Raw genomic sequence first — 18,857 nt, 5'->3', positions numbered from 1 at the left:
ACTTTCCACTATTTTAGGAATCGCTTTTTATTCTAGGCCAAATAATCTGCTACCACTTCGCCATACGGTAAAGTCAAATCAGTAATAAAATGTGAAACGGATACAATTTTATTAATATAAAGATTAGAGATAGGAGCCAGTGCATGAGGATGAAGCTCCAAGCTACCTGGCCCGGTCCATGCTCCTTTCACTGTAATATCAGTCAAATAGGTTTTGGTCAACTGATTCACTAAAGGAGTTCCATCTACATTAGGAATGTTTTTAAGTAAAAATACAGGCTTTTTAACGGATTCCAATACCTTTTCCGCGTCCAGCGGACGATGTTTATATCCCATAGTTGCGATGGCAATATCAATACTTCCATATTTGAGAATGCCAATGAGCGTGTCCTCTTCAACAAACAATTTGGGTTTGGCTAGCTTCTTTGGGAAACCCCAAATTTCTCGGCCACCAGCAATAGGGGCATGGCAATCGAGAAACATTGAAATGGTGAATCCGCCCTCTTCTCCTTTATATCTCACCGGAACCACTTGCCCTGACTCGGTATAATCACCAAATCCTGTTGAATCAGGCATGCGTATAAATTCAAATTTGACTACCGGCTCCAATAACTCCATATCAGGAGGTAAAATAGCTTGCAAAAGATCTGGATCGGTTTCATAAGCAATAATAAAAAATTCACGATTAATAAATCGATATGGGCCAGCCGGGTAAGTATTTAGCCAACGTGGAGCTGGCATATTAAATTCATTATCGATAACGCCTTGTAAAGAGTTTGCTGAAAGATTCTTGTCCATTAATCACTCCCTTTGTATTTCCCTATTATCTTCAATGAGACCTAAACCTCACTCGTCCCAGATTTATTTTTTTTGTTCAATGAATCATCGGTAATCAGCAAATTGTTGGCACGAAAAGTGTAATAAGACCAAAGCCAATTTAAAATGACACTTAAACGATTTCGAGAGCCAACCAGGAAAAAGACATGGACACCTCCCCAAAACCACCACGCTAATTCCCCACTGATTTTAAAACGATCAAATTCTGCAACAGCCGCTTTACGACCCACTGTAGCCAAACTACCGTAATGAATGTATTTAAATGGTTTATATCTTGAATTGTTATTATAAACTCTTTTCGATATGACTTTAGCTACATAGGCACCACCTTGTTTTGCAGCAGGGGCAATACCAGGCACTGGCTTACCATTCCAGGCATTCGAAGCAGCCGTATCCCCAATAACAAAAATATTAGAATAACCGGCTACGGTGAGATCATCATTCACTTTCACGCGACCGGCCGGATCAGCTTCGAGCTGAAGCCATTTTGATGCAGGGGAAGCAGCAACACCTGCTGCCCAAAAAACTGATTTTGAATAAATTCTTTCCTTATTAATAATCACACCATCGCTATCAATTTGCTCAACCATACTATTCACTAAAACTTTAACCCCCATGCTTTCCAAATAGCGTTGCGCTTTTTGCGATATTTGTTCTGAAAAGGTAGGCAAAATCCGCGGTGCTGCCTGAACCAGAATAATATTTGCTGATGCTGGGTCAAAATGACGAAACTCCTTTACTATCCCAAATCGAGCCAGTTCTGCTATGGCTCCTGCAAGTTCCACTCCAGTAGGCCCGGCACCTACAATCACAAAATTTAAAAATTGCTTGCGTTCTTCATCACTTTCAGCGATCTCGGCCAGTTCAAACGACTTTATTATACGGCTACGAACAGAAGTTCCATCGTTAATTGTTTTTAACCCGGGAGCATAGGGGGCCCAACTGTCCTTTCCAAAATAACTGTGCGTTGCTCCTGTAGCGATGACCAGATAATCATATGGAATTGTGAAATTATCAGCTATGACAAGGCGTTCCTCTTTATTAATATCTGTTACATTACCCAATAATATTTCCGCATTAAATTGTTCCAAAAATATAGAGCGAATCGAAATTGCAATATCGGCTGGCGATAAACTTCCAGTAGCAATCTGGTATAAAAAAGGTTGAAAAAGATGATAATTGTGTCTATCAATCAAAGTAATCTTGACTGGCATATGACGTAGCGCCTTTGCACAAGCAATCCCCCCAAAACCTGCGCCTATAATAACTACTCGGGGCAAACCATCCAGGCTAAATGCCGGTTTTCCAGAAAGCTGAGGATAATGTTTCTTCAAAGCATGAAAGATCAAATGATCCAATGACAAGATCCCTGGACCTGAAATAAATAAAATAGCCATCACCACCATCCAGTATAAATAAAAACCGGCTACTCCGGGCGTAAAACTCAAAAGAACAGCTATTAATCCAAAAATTGCAACAACTCGAGTCGCTAAACCAAGTCCCAAAAAAATAGCCATGAATAGTGAAACATTGTTAAAAACGATAGAAGCTGAATTTAATGGCAACCATGGCATCAATAGCGGCAGCGCATCAGAAGAAATCAGTTGTATGTGTTGATTGATGAGTAAAAGTGAAATCATTAACCACATACGTAAAGAAAATAAATACAAACTTGAAAAAAACTCTCTTGTCCTATCTACAAATGTCACAATCAACATGGCAAACGGCAAAGGGCTGCGACTAAACCCATGCTCAAATAAATTATCAAGAGAAAATGGACCAGGGCCTCGCAACACATAACCCAACATTAATGCAATCCAAAGCAAATTAAGATCGATAGGCTGGTAATAGACTTGAGTCATGACAGCGAATCCAACAATAACTGCCGCTCCGCATCGGGTAAACAAACCCAAAAGCAGGGAAATCCCCCCTACAAACTGCGCCAATATGCCTAACAAAGCTTCCCATTCAGGTGATAGCCATGGAACCGGATATTCATTTTTAGCTAGATAAACAGCAGTATCCCAGTGGTTTGTTAGAAGTATTGCGGAAACTAATAATTGCTGGGCTATCCATATTCGAAATGCCAAATCAATAACAGGCCATCCAATCCGGCCAAGAAAGTCAACAGTGTCCATAAAAGTGTCAAAACACCTCGCGGTGTTTCTTGAAAACGAACGACTGTTTTGAGGTATCTGTGCCTGATCTTCTTGCTGCATATCAAAATCCCTTTCAATAAAGTTGTTAAAATATCTTTGTATTTCTAATAACTTTGGATTTAATTATAGCTGTAAATTTCAAATTATGTTGTGGACTATCATTCTGATAATAAAATTATAAATATTCATCCAGATCAATAGTGGTCACTTTTCCAAGATGTTTAAAATTACTCTTCAACCATTCTTCTCCCTTTTTGCGCCCCTCTTCATAAAGATGACTAATAAAAGACCACTCGGGGTTAAGCTTACTGGCTACTGAGGCGGATTCCATTGATACATCTGCGCGAATGGCATGTAAATAAAGTTTCCTGAGATTGTTTTTGTATTCATCCTTAATCCAACCACTGTCTATCAATTTGGTAACAAAAGCGATTGCCCGCATTTCCCGCATTAATGAAGAATTAAAACTGATCTCATTCACTCGATTTAGAATTTCGGCTGCAGTATCCGGGACATGCTCTCGATAAATAGGATTGATATGAAGAATTAAAATATCCCTGCACTCGGAATTATAAATCAGAGGGAAAATAGCTGGATTCCCCATATAACCACCATCCCAAAAATAATCCTCGCCAATATTCACTGCCTGAAACATGAAAGGCAGGCAAGCAGAGGCCATAACCGCATCAGCAGAAATTTTCTTATTATCAAATACATTAATTTTACCTGTGCGAACATTAGTAGCTGAGATAAATATTTTAATGCTTTTACAGGATTTAATTTTTTCAAAATCAACAATTTTCTCTAATATTTCCTTAAGTGGGTTAAAGTTTAAGGGATTAAATTGATAGGGGGAAAGAATTTTGGTCATCAAATCAAATATAAAAAAGGACATTGAATTTTCAATCCCTATGCCCAATAGTTCTTCCAAAGGAGTTTTTTTAAGTGGATTGTATATCTGCCCGGCATCGCTCACCATTTTCCAAAATTGATGCAGAGCTTCTCGAGCCCCCTCCTTTCCGCCGGTTGCAAATCCATAGGCAAGTACGGCAGCATTCATAGCACCAGCACTCGTTGCAGAAATGGCATCAAAATTAATACGACCATCTTCAAGAAGTCTGTCAATAATACCCCAGGCAAGGGCACCATGAGCACCACCTCCTTGTAAAGCAAGATTAATTATTTTGATATCCTTTGCCATGATACAATACTCCTGTTCCTTTTGCTGTGATTTATTAAGTATAAGGCAAAGATGCAAGAAATGTTTTCTATCCTATTTGGAATAAAAACAAACCATGTTAAATATTTTTCCATCTTTGAGAAATAAGTTGATGTCCTGTCACAAATCGAAAAATGGTACTATACTAACTACGTTATTTTATTAGACCTCTTGCCTAACCTGATTAATTTTTTAGAGCAAGAAACAAGCATTTTGAGGAGCTGTGTTTGCATGCAGGAATACAATGAAAGAGCCCGGTTAGGCAAGGGGTTTATTAAATAACATATGGATTAATCACATATAACAAAGGATAGGTATCATGAATAATATTTCTAAAATAACAATGGCTGCCGTGATGGCTGCTGGACTTTCAATGGCTACCATACCTGCTAATGCAGATACTCCAAATGATATGGAAAAATGCCAAGGCGTGGCCAAAGCTGGAAAAAATGATTGTGGTACAGCTCAACATGCCTGTGCTGGCCAATCTAAAACAGATGGTTCAACAACTGACTGGATTTATCTGCCCAAAGGTACTTGTGAAAAGCTGGTTAACGGCACAGTTAAAAGCTAATTAGAATGTATTCAAATCATTCTATCGATCAAGCCGCGCCTTATTCTGGATGTTCAGGCATTGGATTGCGGCTTGAACACATCGACGATATTTTAAAGGAACAGCCCACAGTTGATTATTTTGAAGTCCTGGCTGATAACTACATGAAACAATCAGGAGTTCAATTTAAACAATTGCTCAAGATTGCAGAATTTTATCCAGTGAGTTTACACAGCGTTGGCTTATCTATCGCTACATCCTCTGAACCTGATTATCAATATTTGCAGCAAATAAAAGATTTGGCTCATTGTTTAAACTCCAAGCTAATATCAGATCATTTATGCTGGACCCATGCCAATCAATTTTTTACCCATGAATTGATACCGTTTCCCTATACTGAAGAAACGCTCTCATTCATTATTGAAAAAACAAACCGCATTCAGGAATACCTAAACCAGCCAATAATGTACGAGAACGTATCAAGGTACGTCACTTATCGACAAAATACATTATCTGAAGCCGAGTTTCTCAATGAGTTAAGCACTACTACAGGTTGTGGTATCTTATTGGATATCAATAATTTATACGTGAATTGGTATAATCATGGTGATGACCCGGATAAGTATCTTCATTCGATGAAGACCAAAAACGTATGGCAGATGCATCTTGGGGGATTTTCAAAACAAGAGGGATATTTGCTGGATAGTCATAGTGATAAAGTATACCAAGACGTTTGGCAACTTTATGAAAAGGCTCAAAATCTCTTTATAAACACGCCAACAGTTATCGAGTGGGATAATGACTTGCCAGATTTTTCACTCCTGTATGACGAAATGTGTAAAGCAAAAACCATAATAAAGCGTGTGGCAGAAAGGAGTATGAATCATTATGCGTAATACTCTGCTTGAAACAATTCAAAAGGAATGGATAGCACAATTCAAAGAGGAGGCACTAGCAAGCCCCTTAAAAAACAGGCTCGCTCGATCCAATTTTGATGGTATTAGTGTCTACATGGAAAGCCACCATGCTACTTTATTTAATCATTTGAAATCAACTTTTCCTCTCTGTATGCGTTTGGTCGGGGAAAACTTCTGGTACGCCTTATTGCATCGCTATATCAATAATTGCGAATCCACTCAATATGACATTAATCAGTACGGAGATAGCCTTCCTCAATTTATTGCGAATTTTGAACCTGCTAAAGAGCTGCCTTATTTGCAGCAGTTATGCGCTATTGAATGGCACTGGCACACCTTAAAGCTTCTTTCCCCTGTTAAACCTTTTGATTTTGAGTCTTTTTCGGGCATAGATGAGATTAGCTTTCAATCTTTATGTTTTCATCTGACGCCCAATTTAAAAATTCTCTGTTCTGAGTATCCTATTTACCAAATTTGGGCTATGAACTATTTTCAGCAGGATAAACAAATACAAATATCAGGTTGTCCTGAAAAAGTTGTTATTTATCAGCATAATGATTTACCTTGTATTATGCTAATTATTGAGGAGGAATATATTTTTCTGGAACTCTTATCCTCTGGAAACCAGACACCATGGCAAAAAGTGGTAACAGAATTAAGTAAATGGATTAGCGAGGAAAAAATTGGTGACACTCTAACCAAGGCCCTTCGTTATCAATGGATTAATCATTTTTCACTGGAGGCTATATGAAAGCACTTATAGCAAAAACCTATCTGCTGGCTGATAAAATTTTTGATTTACTTGCCCCAATTTTTATCCTTTTAACCCGCCTTTATCTTGCCCAGGTTTTTTTTCTATCTGGCTTAACCAAAATCAGTAATTGGCAGGCTACTCTTTCTTTATTCCAAAACGAATACATGGTTCCCGTTATGTCGCCTACCTTTGCCGCGTATCTGGGAACAGCTTGTGAACTGGGCTTTCCTGTATTGATTACATTAGGGCTTGGATCCAGGCTCGTTTTATTTGGACTTTTTCTATTTAACTTATTTGCTGTTTTCTCTTATCAATTCCTATGGACACCGGATGGTGCCGTTGGTCTTAACGATCACATGCAATGGGGAATCATGATTTTAATGCTTTTATGTACCGGGCCAGGGAAATTATCAATTGATTATTTAATCAGACGATTTTATTTGAAATTAGACAATTAATTGAATCTTTAAACTCCATAGCTCGAAACATCAAGCATTCTATACCATCCTCTCTCTAACGAATCAGAGAGGATGGAATTTTGTTATCTTGATTTGCTCCAGTCTAAATTCAGGATTAAATCAATAAAACTCGATATGAATCCAAATCGTAATGCTGGAATGTTTACCAAAGTCAGCTTATTATATGTAAAAGCAAACCGTTGAATTACTAAATCATGACATTCCAAATTTTACCCTCTTTACTGTCAGCGGACATGACCCGTTTAGGAGAGGAAGTAGATGCCGTTATGAAAGCCGGCGCTGATTTTATTCATTTTGATGTCATGGATAACCATTATGTACCCAACCTGACTTTTGGCCCCGCTTTCTGTGACGCTTTAATCAAAAAATTTCCAAATTTGCCGATTGATGTCCATTTGATGACTACCCCGGTTGATACTCTAATCGAAGCATTTGCCAAAGCAGGTGCGAAACGTATCAGTATTCATCCAGATGCTACTATTCATTTAGACAGGAGTTTGCAGTTAATCAATAACCTTGGATGTGAAGCGGGTTTAGTGCTCAACCCAGCTACGCCAATCGACACATTAACCTGGTGTGCCCATAATCTAAAATTTGTTTTGGTCATGACAGTTAACCCAGGATTTGGCGGTCAAAAACTTATCCGGGAGGTTATACCCAAGCTCTCTAAAATTCGGCAACAGCACCCAAATCTCGATCTATGTGTTGATGGTGGAGTCACCCCCCAGAATATTGCTTCATTAGCACATGCCGGAGCTAACCAATTTGTTGCAGGTTCTGCTATATTCAATAGCAGTAATTATAGTGAAACCATTAAACGTATGCGTGAACAATTAGCAAGCATTTAAAAGTGCCAAATAATTGCCCTCAAGCCTTATTAAGAGGAATTATGAAAAGATTATTAATTTTTTTATGTGGGCTTCTCTGTTCTTTCAACTTGTTTGCTTTATCTGGACAAGCCTACATGGACAGATTTAATCGCTATCTCGCATGGTATGAACACCTGCCCATTAATCCTTCACCAGAATTTTTGGAATTTGTAAAAGAAAGCACGCCGCTTGCTAATAAATTACGAGATAAATGGCTATATGAACTGGCCAGGATAAAGGATTGGGCAAATTATAATAAGTATTATCAACCCACAAACGACATAAACCTCAGATGCTTTGCACAAATTGCCAAATTTAATTTAGGATTATACAAGGAGGCTATTGCAGGCTCTATTCCAATCTGGTTAACAGGAGAATCCAGACCACAAGCATGCAATACCCTATTTGCTTTATTGTTAAAACAGGATAATTTTGATCAGAAATTCATTACGCAACGCATAACACTTGCACTAGACAAACGTAATGTTCTCCTCGCTCGTTACCTGTTAAAACAATACAAAACACCTCACGACACAGAAATAAAAAACTTAACCAGTGTATATGAGAATCCTTCCAATATTTCCAAGTTGAATCCTGGCAAATTGAACGATTATTTCTATCTTTATGGATTAAAAAGATTAGTATCCATTAACATGGATAAAGCCGTGAAATTATGGCAAGAGAAAAAAACCAACGTCATGTTAAATGAGCGACAAAAACAAGATTTTCTTGCACATTTGGCATTATACAAGGCCATGAGAAATCATGCCGATGCTCAGGAATGGTTTGCCAAAATCAAACCTGAGTACTACACCGATGTATTAGTCGACTGGCAAATCCGCTTTGCTCTGAAAAATAAAAACTGGAAACAAGTTGAGAAATTAATTAACAACTCACCAAATAAAGAGATGCCTTGCTGGCAATATTGGTTGGCCCGCTCCCTGGAAGAACAAAGGAAAAAAGCAGAGGCGATTAAAATTTATGAGCCACTAGCTAAAAACAGACATTATTATGGTTTTCTAGCCAGCAAACGCCTGAAAAAAAGGCCCAGCTTTGACAATGAAAAACCAACAACCAACACAGAGATTCTCAAACCCTATCAACCTGTCATAGAGCAAGTTAAAAATTTTTACAACTCCAAACAGCTACTGCAAGCATCAAGGTTATTAAATGACTTCATTAGTGAATTACCCAAAGAAGAAGCAAGTGCTCTGGTCTATTGGATAGCAACCGAACTAAAGTGGCACGGAAAATCAGTTTACTTAAGCAATAATGACACACTCAATAATCAATTAGTATTAAGATTTCCATTGGCCTACAAAGACACAATAAAAGTATATGCGTCAAAATACGCCATCCCGCCTGAGCTTGTATATGCCATTATTCGTCAGGAAAGTGGTTTTAGAGAAGATGTAACATCCTTTGCTGGGGCTAAAGGGCTAATGCAAGTCATGCCACAAACAGCCAGCGCTGTTTCCAAAACCAGCAAAATACCGTATTCGGATCATAAACAATTGTTTTTATCTCAAAAGAATATCAATATAGGGATTGCTTATTTACAGCACTTAACCAAGCGCTTCAGCAACCACCCGGTTCTTGTTGCCGCCGCTTACAACGCCGGTCCCAGACAAGTAGTCTATTGGCTTAAAAATCACCCACCCAAAGAAATAGATATCTGGATTGAAACACTTCCCTGGCAAGAAACACGAAATTATCTAAAAAATGTAATGGCCTTTTATATTGTTTATCAGTACCGTTTAAACCAACAGCCTGATATGAATCGGTTTCTAACACCTTTGTAAGAGATATTTTCATGGTAGCATGCGCGGATGTTTAAGCCTCAAAGTTTTCCCAACCTCCGCCAAGCGCTTTATATAGACTAATCAACGCAGTCAATGAAGAAACCTCCGAATTAACTTCTTGAGTCTCGGCATTCAGAAGAGCAGCCTCTGATTGCAGTAGTGATAAATAATCATCCTCACCGTATTGAAATCGTTTCTTGGCAAATTGCACGGCTCGCTTGTTAGCAATAATGGCAGCGCGTAAGCTATGGTTTGTATCGAGCGATTGGCTATAGCGGACAAGAGCACTTTGAGCCTCTTGCAATGCCTGGAGGATTATTTTTTTGTATTGTATTGCTGCTTGCTGAGCAACCGCCTTCTTACTCTCAACATTAGCTCTAATCTGGCCACCATGAAATATGGGTAAACTGACTTGTGGACCCATGAGCCAAAATCCACTGCTGGATTGAAATAACGTATCAACAGAAGTGCTCTGAAAAGCAAGATTGGAAACAGAAAGATTAAATTGCGGGAAAAAATCAGCAACTGCCACACCAATTTCAGCTACGGCAGACGCCAATTGCCTCTCTGTTGCTCTTATGTCTGGGCGTTGGCGCAGAATATCTGAACGTAATCCCATAGGTACTTTTTGCGGTGGTTTGGGTAAAGATTGAATTTTTGCAATATCTTTGAGAATTGTTTGCGGATCTTTACCCAGCATAACGGCAATTTGATAAGCATTTACCTGTATTTGGGTAATATAATTGGGTAAAACAGATTCTGTATTTTTTAACTGGCCTTCGGCCAAAGAAACATCGACTTCGCCGCTAACACCTGCTTTATAGCGTTGGCGGACAAGAGCCAACGTTTTTCTTTGCAATTCCACATTTTTTTGCGCAATACCATACAACTGTTGTGCGCCTCTCAATTCTATATAACTTCTTGCGATCTCGGCTATCGTAGATAGCAAAATGGTACGGCGTGATTCATAAGCCTCTTCTAGGCTTGCTTTGCTTGCTTCAACTTTTCTTCTTGTTTTACCAAATAAATCCAACTCCCATTGTGCATCAAAACCCAAATTATATATCCATTGATTTCTATCAATTAGAGTATATGTTGGAGAGTTTGCAAAAATCCCCTCCAACGTACCCTTACTGATTTGCAAGGAATTAGCACTTGCTGATCCATTGATCTGCGGATAAAAATTGGCAAGGGAAATTTGTTTGATTGCGCGGGCTTGGCGGATACGAGCTTCTGCTGCTTTGATATCAAGGTTATTAGTAGCTGCCTCGCTAATGTATCGATCAAGCAATGGATCATGAAATGCCTTCCACCAGGTTAAATGAACAGGGGCACTACTGGAAATTTTTTTCTCTACTTTGCTTGTTGGCCATTTTTCCTGAATTTTGATGTCGGGGCGTTGATAATTAGGGCCGACAGTACAGCCAAATAAAAAAGAAATACTGAATAGTAGCACTAATTTTCTGTCCATACTGTTTCTTACTCCATACGCTGTTTAAAAAACCAGCCCGCAATAAATAATGTAACAGCCCCTACCAATAGAAGTGGCCACGTTGTGATAAAAACCTCTAAAGCCGACATACCTTTTAAAAAAATGCCAATTACTGCAATTAAGGTGAATTTTAATGGATTAAACCATGTTAAATCCTGAAGCCACTCTGGCATGTTTTCAACTGGCGAAGCGTAACCGGAAAGCGTCACAACAGGCACCATGTAGATAAATACGCCCAAAATAGCTTGCTGCTGGGTTTTACACATAGAAGAAATGAATAAGCCAACACCCACCGTTGACATAATAAAAATAAACAAAATATAAATCATCAGTAACGGAGAACCATAAAAAGGAACAGCAAATAGCCAAACCGCAGCAATCCACATCAAAAAACCTTCTGCCAGCCCAATAATAATGGCAGGAATAGTCTTGCCGATAAGAATTTCATAGGGGGTAAGAGGTGACACTAATAATTGATCAAAAGTTCCCAATTCTCTTTCTCTGGCTACCGATAAAGCGGTAACCACAAGAGAAATCAGCATGGATAATATGCAAATTAATGAAGGAACGGTAAACCAAAGATAAAGTAAATTTTCGTTAAACCAACTACGAGTCACCATAACCGGAGGGGTCATGATTGAACCACTCGTTTTTTGAATTTCCTGATCATAATTTTCAATAATACTGCTTATATAACCATTTACAATTTGCGTTGCGTTGGAACGTCGGCCATCCAAAATTAACTGAATATTCGCTTGTGAATGCGACTCGATTTTACGAGAAAAATCTTGAGGGATGGTCATTACAACCATTGCTTCCTGGTTATCAATGATAGGTTTGATATCGGATTGTTTTTGAATAAAAAACACCTTTGAAAAAGTTGGTGAGCCTATAAAGCGTTGAATCACTTCATAACCATGCTTTCCAGAATCCTGATTTAAAATGCCTATAGAAATATTTTTGATTTCCATCGTCGCTGCAAAAGAAAAAATCAATAACTGGAGGAGAGGAGGAGCTATCAATACAATTCGCCCCTTGGGATCTTTGAATAAAGTCAATATTTCTTTAATGACAAGAGCAAAAATTCTTGTTGTTGGAGATAATTTTGCCATTAATCAAGCCTTTTTCTGGTTTTATGCGCGGTAATAAAAAAGAATGCAAATCCAATCAGTGCAATCGCAAAAAGGCAACGAATCAAAAGAGACCAAATGTTACCCGTTAAAAACAAGGTTTGCAGACTTGTCACAAAATAACGTGCTGCAAACAAATGAGTGAGTAATTGTATCCATTTTGGCATCGAATTGATTTCAAAAATAAACCCGGAAAGAATAAATGAAGGCAAAAACGCAGACATTAAAGCCAATTGCGAAGCCACAAACTGATCTTTTGCAAGGGTGGAAATTAATAATCCCTGTCCCAAAGCAGCAACTAAAAAAACAGCGGAAACTAATGTCAATGCCAAAAGAGTGCCTTGGAAAGGCACCCCATAATACAATGTTGCAATAATAGTACATAAAAACATGGAGCCCATCCCTAACACAAAATAGGGGATTAATTTTCCCAAGATGATGTCAACAATAGAGATTGGCGTTGCCATCATCGCTTCCATCGTTCCTCTTTCCCACTCACGAGCTATGACCAATGAGGTGAGCAATGTTCCAATCAAAGTCATAACAATAACTATTGAGCCAGGAATAAGAAAATTCCTGCTTTTCAGCTCCTGGTTGTACCAATATCTCGGCTCCAGATTAATACCAGACTTAACCGTTAGTTGGCCATGTTCATAAGCCTGAGAGCTAATCCAAGTTTGCAAAGCGCCAAGCGCATAATTTTCTGCAAAACCTGCAACCTGCGGATAAGAGCCATCAACTATAGTTTGCAGAGTTGGCTTGGGATTTCCACTCAGGCTATTGGCAGTAAACCGTTGAGGGATATCAATAAAACCACGAATTATCCCATTAACCAAGCCATAACGAAATTCTTGTCTGTTGGTTGAAATGGATACATCCAAAAATCGGGAACTGCTAAAAGATTGAGAGAGACTGACAGTCGACGAATCATAACTCTCTAAAGCCAGGCCAAACTTGACTTGATCAGTGTCCAGGTTAACACCATAACCGAAAATAAAAAGCAAAATTAAAGGCAATACAAAGGCAATTAATATAGTACTTGGATCACGGATAATTTGCAGAGTTTCCTTAATGACCAAAGCCTTTAGATAGCGAATATTCAACCACTATTCTCCCTGTGTTAATGTACCGGCTCACTCAACTCATCCAATCGGATTAACTCGATAAACGCGTCTTCTAAAGTGGGATTGGGTAATGTGGAGTTACGTACTTTATCCTTTAAGTCATCAGGTGTTCCTGTGGCAATATTTTTCCCCCTGTAAATAAGAGCGATACGATCGCAATATTCCGCTTCATCCATAAAATGAGTGGTTACCATCACCGTCACACCTTTATTCACCATACCATTAATATGTGTCCAAAACTCACGTCGGGTCAATGGATCAACCCCCGAAGTCGGCTCATCAAGAAATAACACATCAGGCTCATGCATTACGGCACAAGCCAGAGCGAGACGTTGTTTAAATCCTAATGGAAGATCACCCGAATTTTGCTTTAAGTGCTTTTTAAGATCAAAAATTTCAATCATGCTGTTGATCTGTGCTTCCTGCCTTTTTCCGGATAACCCATAGAGACCAGAAAAAAAGCGCATGTTCTGCAAGGCATCCAAATGACTGTATAGTGAAAATTTCTGAGCCATATACCCAATACGGCTTCTTGCTTCAGAGGATGAAGTCTTTAGATCGAGTCCCATTACAAATGCTTGTCCTTGTGTGGGTTGCAATAAACCACACATCATTTTAAATGTGGTTGATTTACCGGCTCCGTTAGGGCCTAATAAACCAAAAATTTCACCGCGTTTGATTGTAAATTCATTATTCGAAACGGCAGTAAAACTGCCAAAACGTTTGGTTAACTTGCGAGCCTCGATGATAGGCTTGTCACTATGAGGTTTTTCAGTAATATGCTCGGCTAACAAAGAGCGACCACTTATTTTAGTTTTCAGACTGTCAATAAAAGCATCTTCAAAACGCGATTCAACTTCTTGAAAATGAACTCCGGGTTCCCGAGTTATACCATCCAAAGTTGGCTTTATTTTTTTATCACTAATGACAATACGAATATTCTTACCCTGGATGACACCATCAATGACCTCAGGGGTATTAAGGGCATTCATCAGAGCTTGGCGACGATTTAGCAAGGAGACACCGCAAATTAGAAAAGTCCGGTCTTTGGTTTTTTGCAAAAAATCTCCCGGTTTTCCATGGTATATTGGTTTGCCGGCATTGAGTAAAAGAATTTGGTCACACTTTTCAGCTTCATCAAGATAAGCAGTTGACCAAACAACGCCCATACCCCTTCCAAGCAGCCCCTGAACCATAGTCCACAACTCCCTTCTGGATATTGGGTCAACGCCAACACTCGGCTCATCAAGTAACAACAGCTTAGGCTCACCCATTAAGGCACAAGCCAGCCCCAATTTTTGCTTCATTCCCCCTGAGAGATTACCAGCCAGACGTTTCTGAAAAGGCTCCAGTGCTGTAAATTTAAGTAATGTTCTAAATTGCTCTTCACGTTTCTCGCCATGCAGATTTCTAAGTTCAGCATAGAGCCTCAAGTTTTCTATAATGGTCAAATCTTCATACAAACCAAATTTTTGTGGCATATAGCCAGTAATCGCATGAATTTTTTCCGAGTCAGTCCGGGTATTGAGACTATCTACTGTAATTGTTCCTTGCGTAGGCATCATCAGGCTGCATATAAGACGCATAAGAGTTGATTTCCCAGCCCCATCCGGTCCAACTAAACCCGTGATTTGCCCTTCAAAAATTGTTGCAGAAACATTATCTAATGCCGGATCAGTGTTTCCAGGAAAACATTTGCTGACTCCGTTAATACTGACTAGTGGTTTTGAACTATTCATTACTATGAATTCGCTTTTAAATGGATTTTCACAGTAACAGGCATTCCTTGCCTTAATCCATTATCCGGTTGATCAATAACGACTCTTATACGATAGACAAGATCCGTTCTCAATTGAGTGGTTTCAACAATTTTTGGTGTGAATTCTGCCTGCGGGGAAATAAAGCCAATATGACCTTTGTAGGGCTTTTCCGGATTGGAATCCGTGTAAACCAAAGCATCCTGTCCAGGATAAATTCTACCTAAAAAAGGTTCATCAATATAAGTCCTTACCCATACCGGATTATCAATAGCCAGGGTATAAACTGGTTCCGCGACATTCACAATAGCCCCTGGCTCCTGAATTCTGGTCAGTATCGTCCCGTGAGTCGGGGCATGAATTTCCGTATCGTTCAATGATATTTGAGCTTTCTCAAGATTCGCTTTAGCCACAGAAACTTCGGCACTACTCGAGTCTTTCATCGCAACGGCATCATCAAAAAGGGCTTTTGAAACAGCCCCGTCATCAACTAATTGCTCACGTCTTTTATAAGTTCTGCTTGCATTTTTTTGACTGGCAATGGCTTGTTCCAATTGGGCTTTCGCCATTTCCAGATTGGCTATAAAAGTGTCTTTATCAAGCCTGGCGAGTACTTGCCCCTTCTTAACATGAGCACCTTCATCAACGTCCATAGACAGGATACGCCCCGAGACACGAAAGGATAATGAAACGTCACGTATATCAATATTTCCGTAAAGAGTAAGCCAATTTTGATTTTCTTCCTGTTTAACAAAGCTGTACGCAAACCAAATTGCTGTGATGAAAAAAAGTGCGATCACGATACTTATTGCTATCGCTTTTTTACTCATATAGTTCTCCATGAATTCCTTGGCGTACTAACCCTTTGTTCGCATTATATTTTTTTTAAGAATTACAAAAAACTCCAATCTCTTCGTTAAAAATGTTTTCAATGCGGTCATTTAGTCTATCTAAACTCCCTCATTACAAACATTTTTTGCCTGGACCTTGGTTTTTTTCGTAAGTTCTGTTCTTATCAATTGAGCATAAATAGAAAGTCATAATGCCATAATTTATTATTTTAAAATAGTTTTAAATCGGGGACATAGAGCAAGTTGATACTGGTTAATAATCAGAGCTAGGGCCGTTAGGGAATGGAGCCAAATTTACACAGACACTTTACCCCTAAAGGGTGTATCTCATATAAACATAGAGTTGCATTACCTGATTCTGGATGCCCATATCAAACCAAATTATCATCCTTAACATTCAGCAAAATTATTTTCTTGTCTGCATTATTGATTACAGCAAAGAAAACATCCTTATTTCGCGCGAGATTATTTGCAAAGCTGACATCAATCTTGCCTGAAGCTGGAGCAATATAAGCGTCACTTTGGGGAAGCAATTCGTCATTTTGAGATTTAATAAAATAAGAAACTTGCAAAGCAATATCATTTTCTGGGATATTACCGCCTATATTTTTGAGTTGGACTGGAATTTTCATAGCTTTTTCGGTAACCCGGGTAATGAGCCAGGCATACCGCTCCTTGCATTTGGGCTAGTGAGCACACTGAATTTCCTTTCACAGTGCATCACTCTGTTTCTTCCTTGACTATTTCAATTATAGACGAAGAAAATTATTTTTTATACGTCCTGTAAAAATATAAAGTGTTAGATTGCGAAATTTAATGAGATGCTTAATAATGATTAAATCATTGATTAAAGGAGTGGATATGTCACGCAAATTAGCCAAAACACGAATCCTTGGTTATGGATTAATGATTTGCTTTCTTGCGGGCTGCTTTCATCCCCCTTATAACAACTTTCAACCCGATAGACGAGCTGTTAAGAGAGTAGGAGTAGATACAGGGATTGGTGCTGTAGCTGGGGTAATAGCCAGTGGTACTGCTTCAGGAACTCTTATTGGGGCAGCGGCTGGTGGTACCGTAGGTCTGGTTGCGAGTATCTACCGTGACAGCAAACGCAAAATCATCAGAGATCTGCAAAAGCAGGATATTCAGTATGTTGAATATGGAGATACAAGAACATTAATTATTCCTACAGACAAATATTTCATGTTTAGCAGCCCTCGCCTTAATGAAATATGCTATCCTGGCCTAAACAATGTCATCAGGCTGTTAAATTTTTATCCTCAAAGTACGATTTATGTTGCCGGATTTACTGATAATGTCGGATCACGCAGCCATAAGAGAAAACTTTCTCAAGCGCAAGCTGAAACAATGATGACTTTTCTCTGGGCTAATGGTATTGCAGCCAAAAGACTAAAAGCAGAAGGCTATGGAGATAAGAATGCAATTTCTGACAATGCTATTATTCATGGAAGCGCTCAGAACAGAAGAATCGAGATCCAGTGGTTTACAAGCCCGGCTCAACCTCCACAACCACAAATGGCTTATGTAAAATAAAGGTTTATTAATGCGTTCGAGATTTATAGGCGGCATCTTATTGATAGTTGGTACCTCCATTGGTGGAGGGATGTTGGCTCTACCAGTAGCTAATGCAGCAACCGGTTTTTGGCAATCTTCTCTGTTTCTTCTTATCTGCTGGGCTTTTATGACCTTTGGTGCCTTTTTCATCCTGGAAGCAAATCTCTATTTGTCCAGAGGAAAACACATGGTTTCCATGGCCAAGGCAACTCTGGGCGATTATGGGTTACTTACTGCCTGGATTAGTTACCTTTTCTTATTGTATACCTTGCTTTCCGCTTATATTTCCGGTGGCGCTGATGTATTGAACAGTCTATTGTCCAAAGTCAATTGGCATCTCAGTGATTGGCAGGCAAGTTCGTTATTTACTTTAATTTTTGGCCTGGTGGTATATGGTGGCATCCATTCCGTCGATGTTGCTAACCGCGCTCTCATGTTCGGTAAATTAGCCGTTTACTGCATACTTGTTATCCTGATTGCCCCACACATCGAATTTCACTATTTTCAACATGGTGATTATCGACAAATTGGTGGCGCAATTATGATTTTAATTACTTCCTTTGGTTTTGCTATTATCGTGCCAAATCTGAGAGATTATTTTGATGATGACATTAAGACATTAAAAAAAGTCATTTTTATTGGATCATTAATACCTTTGATATGTTACATAGCCTGGGATGCCGTAATTATTGGTTCACTCCCTTCAGCAGGCACTAGCGGACTTGAAAGTCTAATGCAAAATCCGCGTACAACCAGCGCGTTAGCCAGTTTGTTAACTGATAAAGTTGAAAATACCATAATCAGTGCCCTCTTTAATTTTTTTACCTCCATTTGCATGTTAACTGCCTTCTTAGGTGTATCACTTTGTTTATTTAGTTTTCTTGCTGATGGCTTAAAATTGCGAGAGCGAGGCCGCCATGGGATTGGCTTATTTGTTTTGACTTTTTTGCCGCCTTTACTAATCGTCATTTATTATCCAGGGGCTTATATTTATGCTCTGCGCTACGCCGGTATATTTTGCATCATATTACTACTATTATTGCCAGCCCTAATGTGTTATTTTGGCAGAAAGCGTTACAAATCACCCTTTTGGGTTCCAGGAGGTAAAATATCACAGTTCGCAGTGATTATTATTTCTGTAGTCTTATTGGCACATGAATTTATTGCGCTTTTTAAATAAAAATGATTAATGTTATTACTGGCGTTATTTTTACTTTGATAGCAATAAAACATTAAAACCTGATAAACAGGATGTATAAATTGAACGCCAGGTCATTTGCGAAAAGAAAATGATTGAGGTCTACAATAAGGAAGTTGACTTTTTTTGAGGAACAAAGTAT

General features: G+C 38.9%; 17 protein-coding genes. 8 read left to right on the top strand and 9 right to left on the bottom strand.

Translation table 11 applies throughout. From position 1 onward, the window contains the following. Positions 1-32: 32 nt before the first annotated feature. The 3 genes from OQI99_RS00145 to OQI99_RS00135 all read right to left on the bottom strand — a co-directional run bounded on the left by OQI99_RS00145 (position 33) and on the right by OQI99_RS00135 (position 4,196). Positions 33-797 carry an acetoacetate decarboxylase gene (locus tag OQI99_RS00145; RefSeq protein ID WP_265730980.1) on the bottom strand — a complete coding sequence of 255 codons (765 nt, stop codon included), beginning with the start codon at positions 795-797 and terminating at the stop codon, positions 33-35. Between the two features lie 41 nt (positions 798-838). Continuing rightward, entirely contained in the window at positions 839-3,055 is a 2,217-nt protein-coding gene (locus tag OQI99_RS00140) for an FAD-dependent oxidoreductase (protein WP_265730979.1), read from the bottom strand. 115 nt (positions 3,056-3,170) lie between these two features. Beyond that, positions 3,171-4,196 (bottom strand): patatin-like phospholipase family protein, encoded by a 1,026-nt coding sequence (locus OQI99_RS00135; RefSeq protein WP_265730978.1) that lies wholly within the window; start codon positions 4,194-4,196, stop codon positions 3,171-3,173. 337 nt (positions 4,197-4,533) lie between these two features. On the opposite strand from OQI99_RS00135, the gene OQI99_RS00130 reads away from it, so the two are divergent. The 6 genes from OQI99_RS00130 (at position 4,534) to OQI99_RS00105 (ending at position 9,588) form a co-directional block, all read left to right on the top strand. After that, positions 4,534-4,788, top strand: coding sequence for a DUF2282 domain-containing protein (locus OQI99_RS00130; RefSeq protein ID WP_010946406.1), 255 nt, complete (start codon positions 4,534-4,536; stop codon positions 4,786-4,788). A gap of 5 nt (positions 4,789-4,793) precedes the next feature. After that, on the top strand, positions 4,794-5,663 hold the full coding sequence (locus OQI99_RS00125; RefSeq protein WP_265730977.1) for a DUF692 domain-containing protein: 870 nt from the start codon (positions 4,794-4,796) through the stop codon (positions 5,661-5,663). Further along, positions 5,656-6,435, top strand: coding sequence for a putative DNA-binding domain-containing protein (locus tag OQI99_RS00120; RefSeq protein ID WP_265730976.1), 780 nt, complete (start codon positions 5,656-5,658; stop codon positions 6,433-6,435). Before OQI99_RS00125 ends, OQI99_RS00120 begins: the two co-directional genes overlap by 8 nt. Further along, on the top strand, positions 6,432-6,896 hold the full coding sequence (locus OQI99_RS00115; RefSeq protein WP_061513917.1) for a DoxX family protein: 465 nt from the start codon (positions 6,432-6,434) through the stop codon (positions 6,894-6,896). The genes OQI99_RS00120 and OQI99_RS00115 overlap by 4 nt, the downstream gene beginning before the upstream one ends. Before the next feature lie 215 nt (positions 6,897-7,111). Next, positions 7,112-7,765, top strand: coding sequence for a ribulose-phosphate 3-epimerase (gene rpe, locus OQI99_RS00110; RefSeq protein WP_061513918.1), 654 nt, complete (start codon positions 7,112-7,114; stop codon positions 7,763-7,765). Between the two features lie 41 nt (positions 7,766-7,806). After that, complete coding sequence (locus tag OQI99_RS00105) at positions 7,807-9,588, top strand: lytic transglycosylase domain-containing protein (protein ID WP_265730975.1); 1,782 nt, start codon at positions 7,807-7,809, stop codon at positions 9,586-9,588. Between the two features lie 31 nt (positions 9,589-9,619). On the opposite strand, the gene OQI99_RS00100 is transcribed toward OQI99_RS00105, so the two are convergent. The 6 genes from OQI99_RS00100 to OQI99_RS00075 all read right to left on the bottom strand — a co-directional run bounded on the left by OQI99_RS00100 (position 9,620) and on the right by OQI99_RS00075 (position 16,574). After that, the gene (locus tag OQI99_RS00100) at positions 9,620-11,059 is read right to left on the bottom strand and encodes an efflux transporter outer membrane subunit (RefSeq protein ID WP_265730974.1); all 1,440 of its coding nucleotides are present in this window, start codon (positions 11,057-11,059) and stop codon (positions 9,620-9,622) included. Positions 11,060-11,067: 8 nt separating this feature from the next. Continuing rightward, a complete protein-coding gene (locus OQI99_RS00095; protein ID WP_265730973.1) occupies positions 11,068-12,192 on the bottom strand; it encodes an ABC transporter permease in 1,125 nt (374 codons plus the stop codon). After that, the gene (locus OQI99_RS00090) at positions 12,192-13,313 is read right to left on the bottom strand and encodes an ABC transporter permease (RefSeq protein ID WP_265730972.1); all 1,122 of its coding nucleotides are present in this window, start codon (positions 13,311-13,313) and stop codon (positions 12,192-12,194) included. Before OQI99_RS00090 ends, OQI99_RS00095 begins: the two co-directional genes overlap by 1 nt. Before the next feature lie 17 nt (positions 13,314-13,330). Beyond that, a complete protein-coding gene (locus OQI99_RS00085) occupies positions 13,331-15,073 on the bottom strand; it encodes an ATP-binding cassette domain-containing protein (RefSeq protein WP_265730971.1) in 1,743 nt (580 codons plus the stop codon). Positions 15,074-15,075: 2 nt separating this feature from the next. Continuing rightward, positions 15,076-15,921, bottom strand: a complete 846-nt coding sequence (locus OQI99_RS00080; protein WP_265730970.1) for an efflux RND transporter periplasmic adaptor subunit — start codon at positions 15,919-15,921, stop codon at positions 15,076-15,078. Between the two features lie 392 nt (positions 15,922-16,313). Beyond that, on the bottom strand, positions 16,314-16,574 hold the full coding sequence (locus OQI99_RS00075) for a hypothetical protein (protein ID WP_265730969.1): 261 nt from the start codon (positions 16,572-16,574) through the stop codon (positions 16,314-16,316). A 229-nt stretch (positions 16,575-16,803) separates the two neighbouring features. Between OQI99_RS00075 and cmpA the strand changes: the two genes are divergently transcribed. Further along, on the top strand, positions 16,804-17,496 hold the full coding sequence (gene cmpA, locus OQI99_RS00070) for a C-OmpA-like family protein CmpA (protein WP_011213243.1): 693 nt from the start codon (positions 16,804-16,806) through the stop codon (positions 17,494-17,496). Positions 17,497-17,506: 10 nt separating this feature from the next. Beyond that, positions 17,507-18,697, top strand: a complete 1,191-nt coding sequence (locus OQI99_RS00065; RefSeq protein WP_265730968.1) for an amino acid permease — start codon at positions 17,507-17,509, stop codon at positions 18,695-18,697. Positions 18,698-18,857 lie beyond the last annotated feature (160 nt).

This window comes from Legionella sp. PATHC039 (genome assembly GCF_026191275.1).
GTDB classification, from domain to species: Bacteria; Pseudomonadota; Gammaproteobacteria; order Legionellales; family Legionellaceae; genus Legionella; species Legionella pneumophila.
Note: the sequence above shows the minus strand (reverse complement) of the source record. Positions and strands in the feature narration are given on the sequence as shown.

Coding starts and splice junctions, on each gene's coding strand:
- OQI99_RS00145 (WP_265730980.1), bottom strand. CDS start 797: ATGGACAAGAATCTTTCAGCAAACTCTTTACAAGGCGTTATCGATAAT.
- OQI99_RS00140 (WP_265730979.1), bottom strand. CDS start 3,055: ATGCAGCAAGAAGATCAGGCACAGATACCTCAAAACAGTCGTTCGTTT.
- OQI99_RS00135 (WP_265730978.1), bottom strand. CDS start 4,196: ATGGCAAAGGATATCAAAATAATTAATCTTGCTTTACAAGGAGGTGGT.
- OQI99_RS00130 (WP_010946406.1), top strand. CDS start 4,534: ATGAATAATATTTCTAAAATAACAATGGCTGCCGTGATGGCTGCTGGA.
- OQI99_RS00125 (WP_265730977.1), top strand. CDS start 4,794: ATGTATTCAAATCATTCTATCGATCAAGCCGCGCCTTATTCTGGATGT.
- OQI99_RS00120 (WP_265730976.1), top strand. CDS start 5,656: ATGCGTAATACTCTGCTTGAAACAATTCAAAAGGAATGGATAGCACAA.
- OQI99_RS00115 (WP_061513917.1), top strand. CDS start 6,432: ATGAAAGCACTTATAGCAAAAACCTATCTGCTGGCTGATAAAATTTTT.
- rpe (WP_061513918.1), top strand. CDS start 7,112: ATGACATTCCAAATTTTACCCTCTTTACTGTCAGCGGACATGACCCGT.
- OQI99_RS00105 (WP_265730975.1), top strand. CDS start 7,807: ATGAAAAGATTATTAATTTTTTTATGTGGGCTTCTCTGTTCTTTCAAC.
- OQI99_RS00100 (WP_265730974.1), bottom strand. CDS start 11,059: ATGGACAGAAAATTAGTGCTACTATTCAGTATTTCTTTTTTATTTGGC.
- OQI99_RS00095 (WP_265730973.1), bottom strand. CDS start 12,192: ATGGCAAAATTATCTCCAACAACAAGAATTTTTGCTCTTGTCATTAAA.
- OQI99_RS00085 (WP_265730971.1), bottom strand. CDS start 15,073: ATGAATAGTTCAAAACCACTAGTCAGTATTAACGGAGTCAGCAAATGT.
- OQI99_RS00080 (WP_265730970.1), bottom strand. CDS start 15,921: ATGAGTAAAAAAGCGATAGCAATAAGTATCGTGATCGCACTTTTTTTC.
- OQI99_RS00075 (WP_265730969.1), bottom strand. CDS start 16,574: ATGAAAATTCCAGTCCAACTCAAAAATATAGGCGGTAATATCCCAGAA.
- cmpA (WP_011213243.1), top strand. CDS start 16,804: ATGTCACGCAAATTAGCCAAAACACGAATCCTTGGTTATGGATTAATG.
- OQI99_RS00065 (WP_265730968.1), top strand. CDS start 17,507: ATGCGTTCGAGATTTATAGGCGGCATCTTATTGATAGTTGGTACCTCC.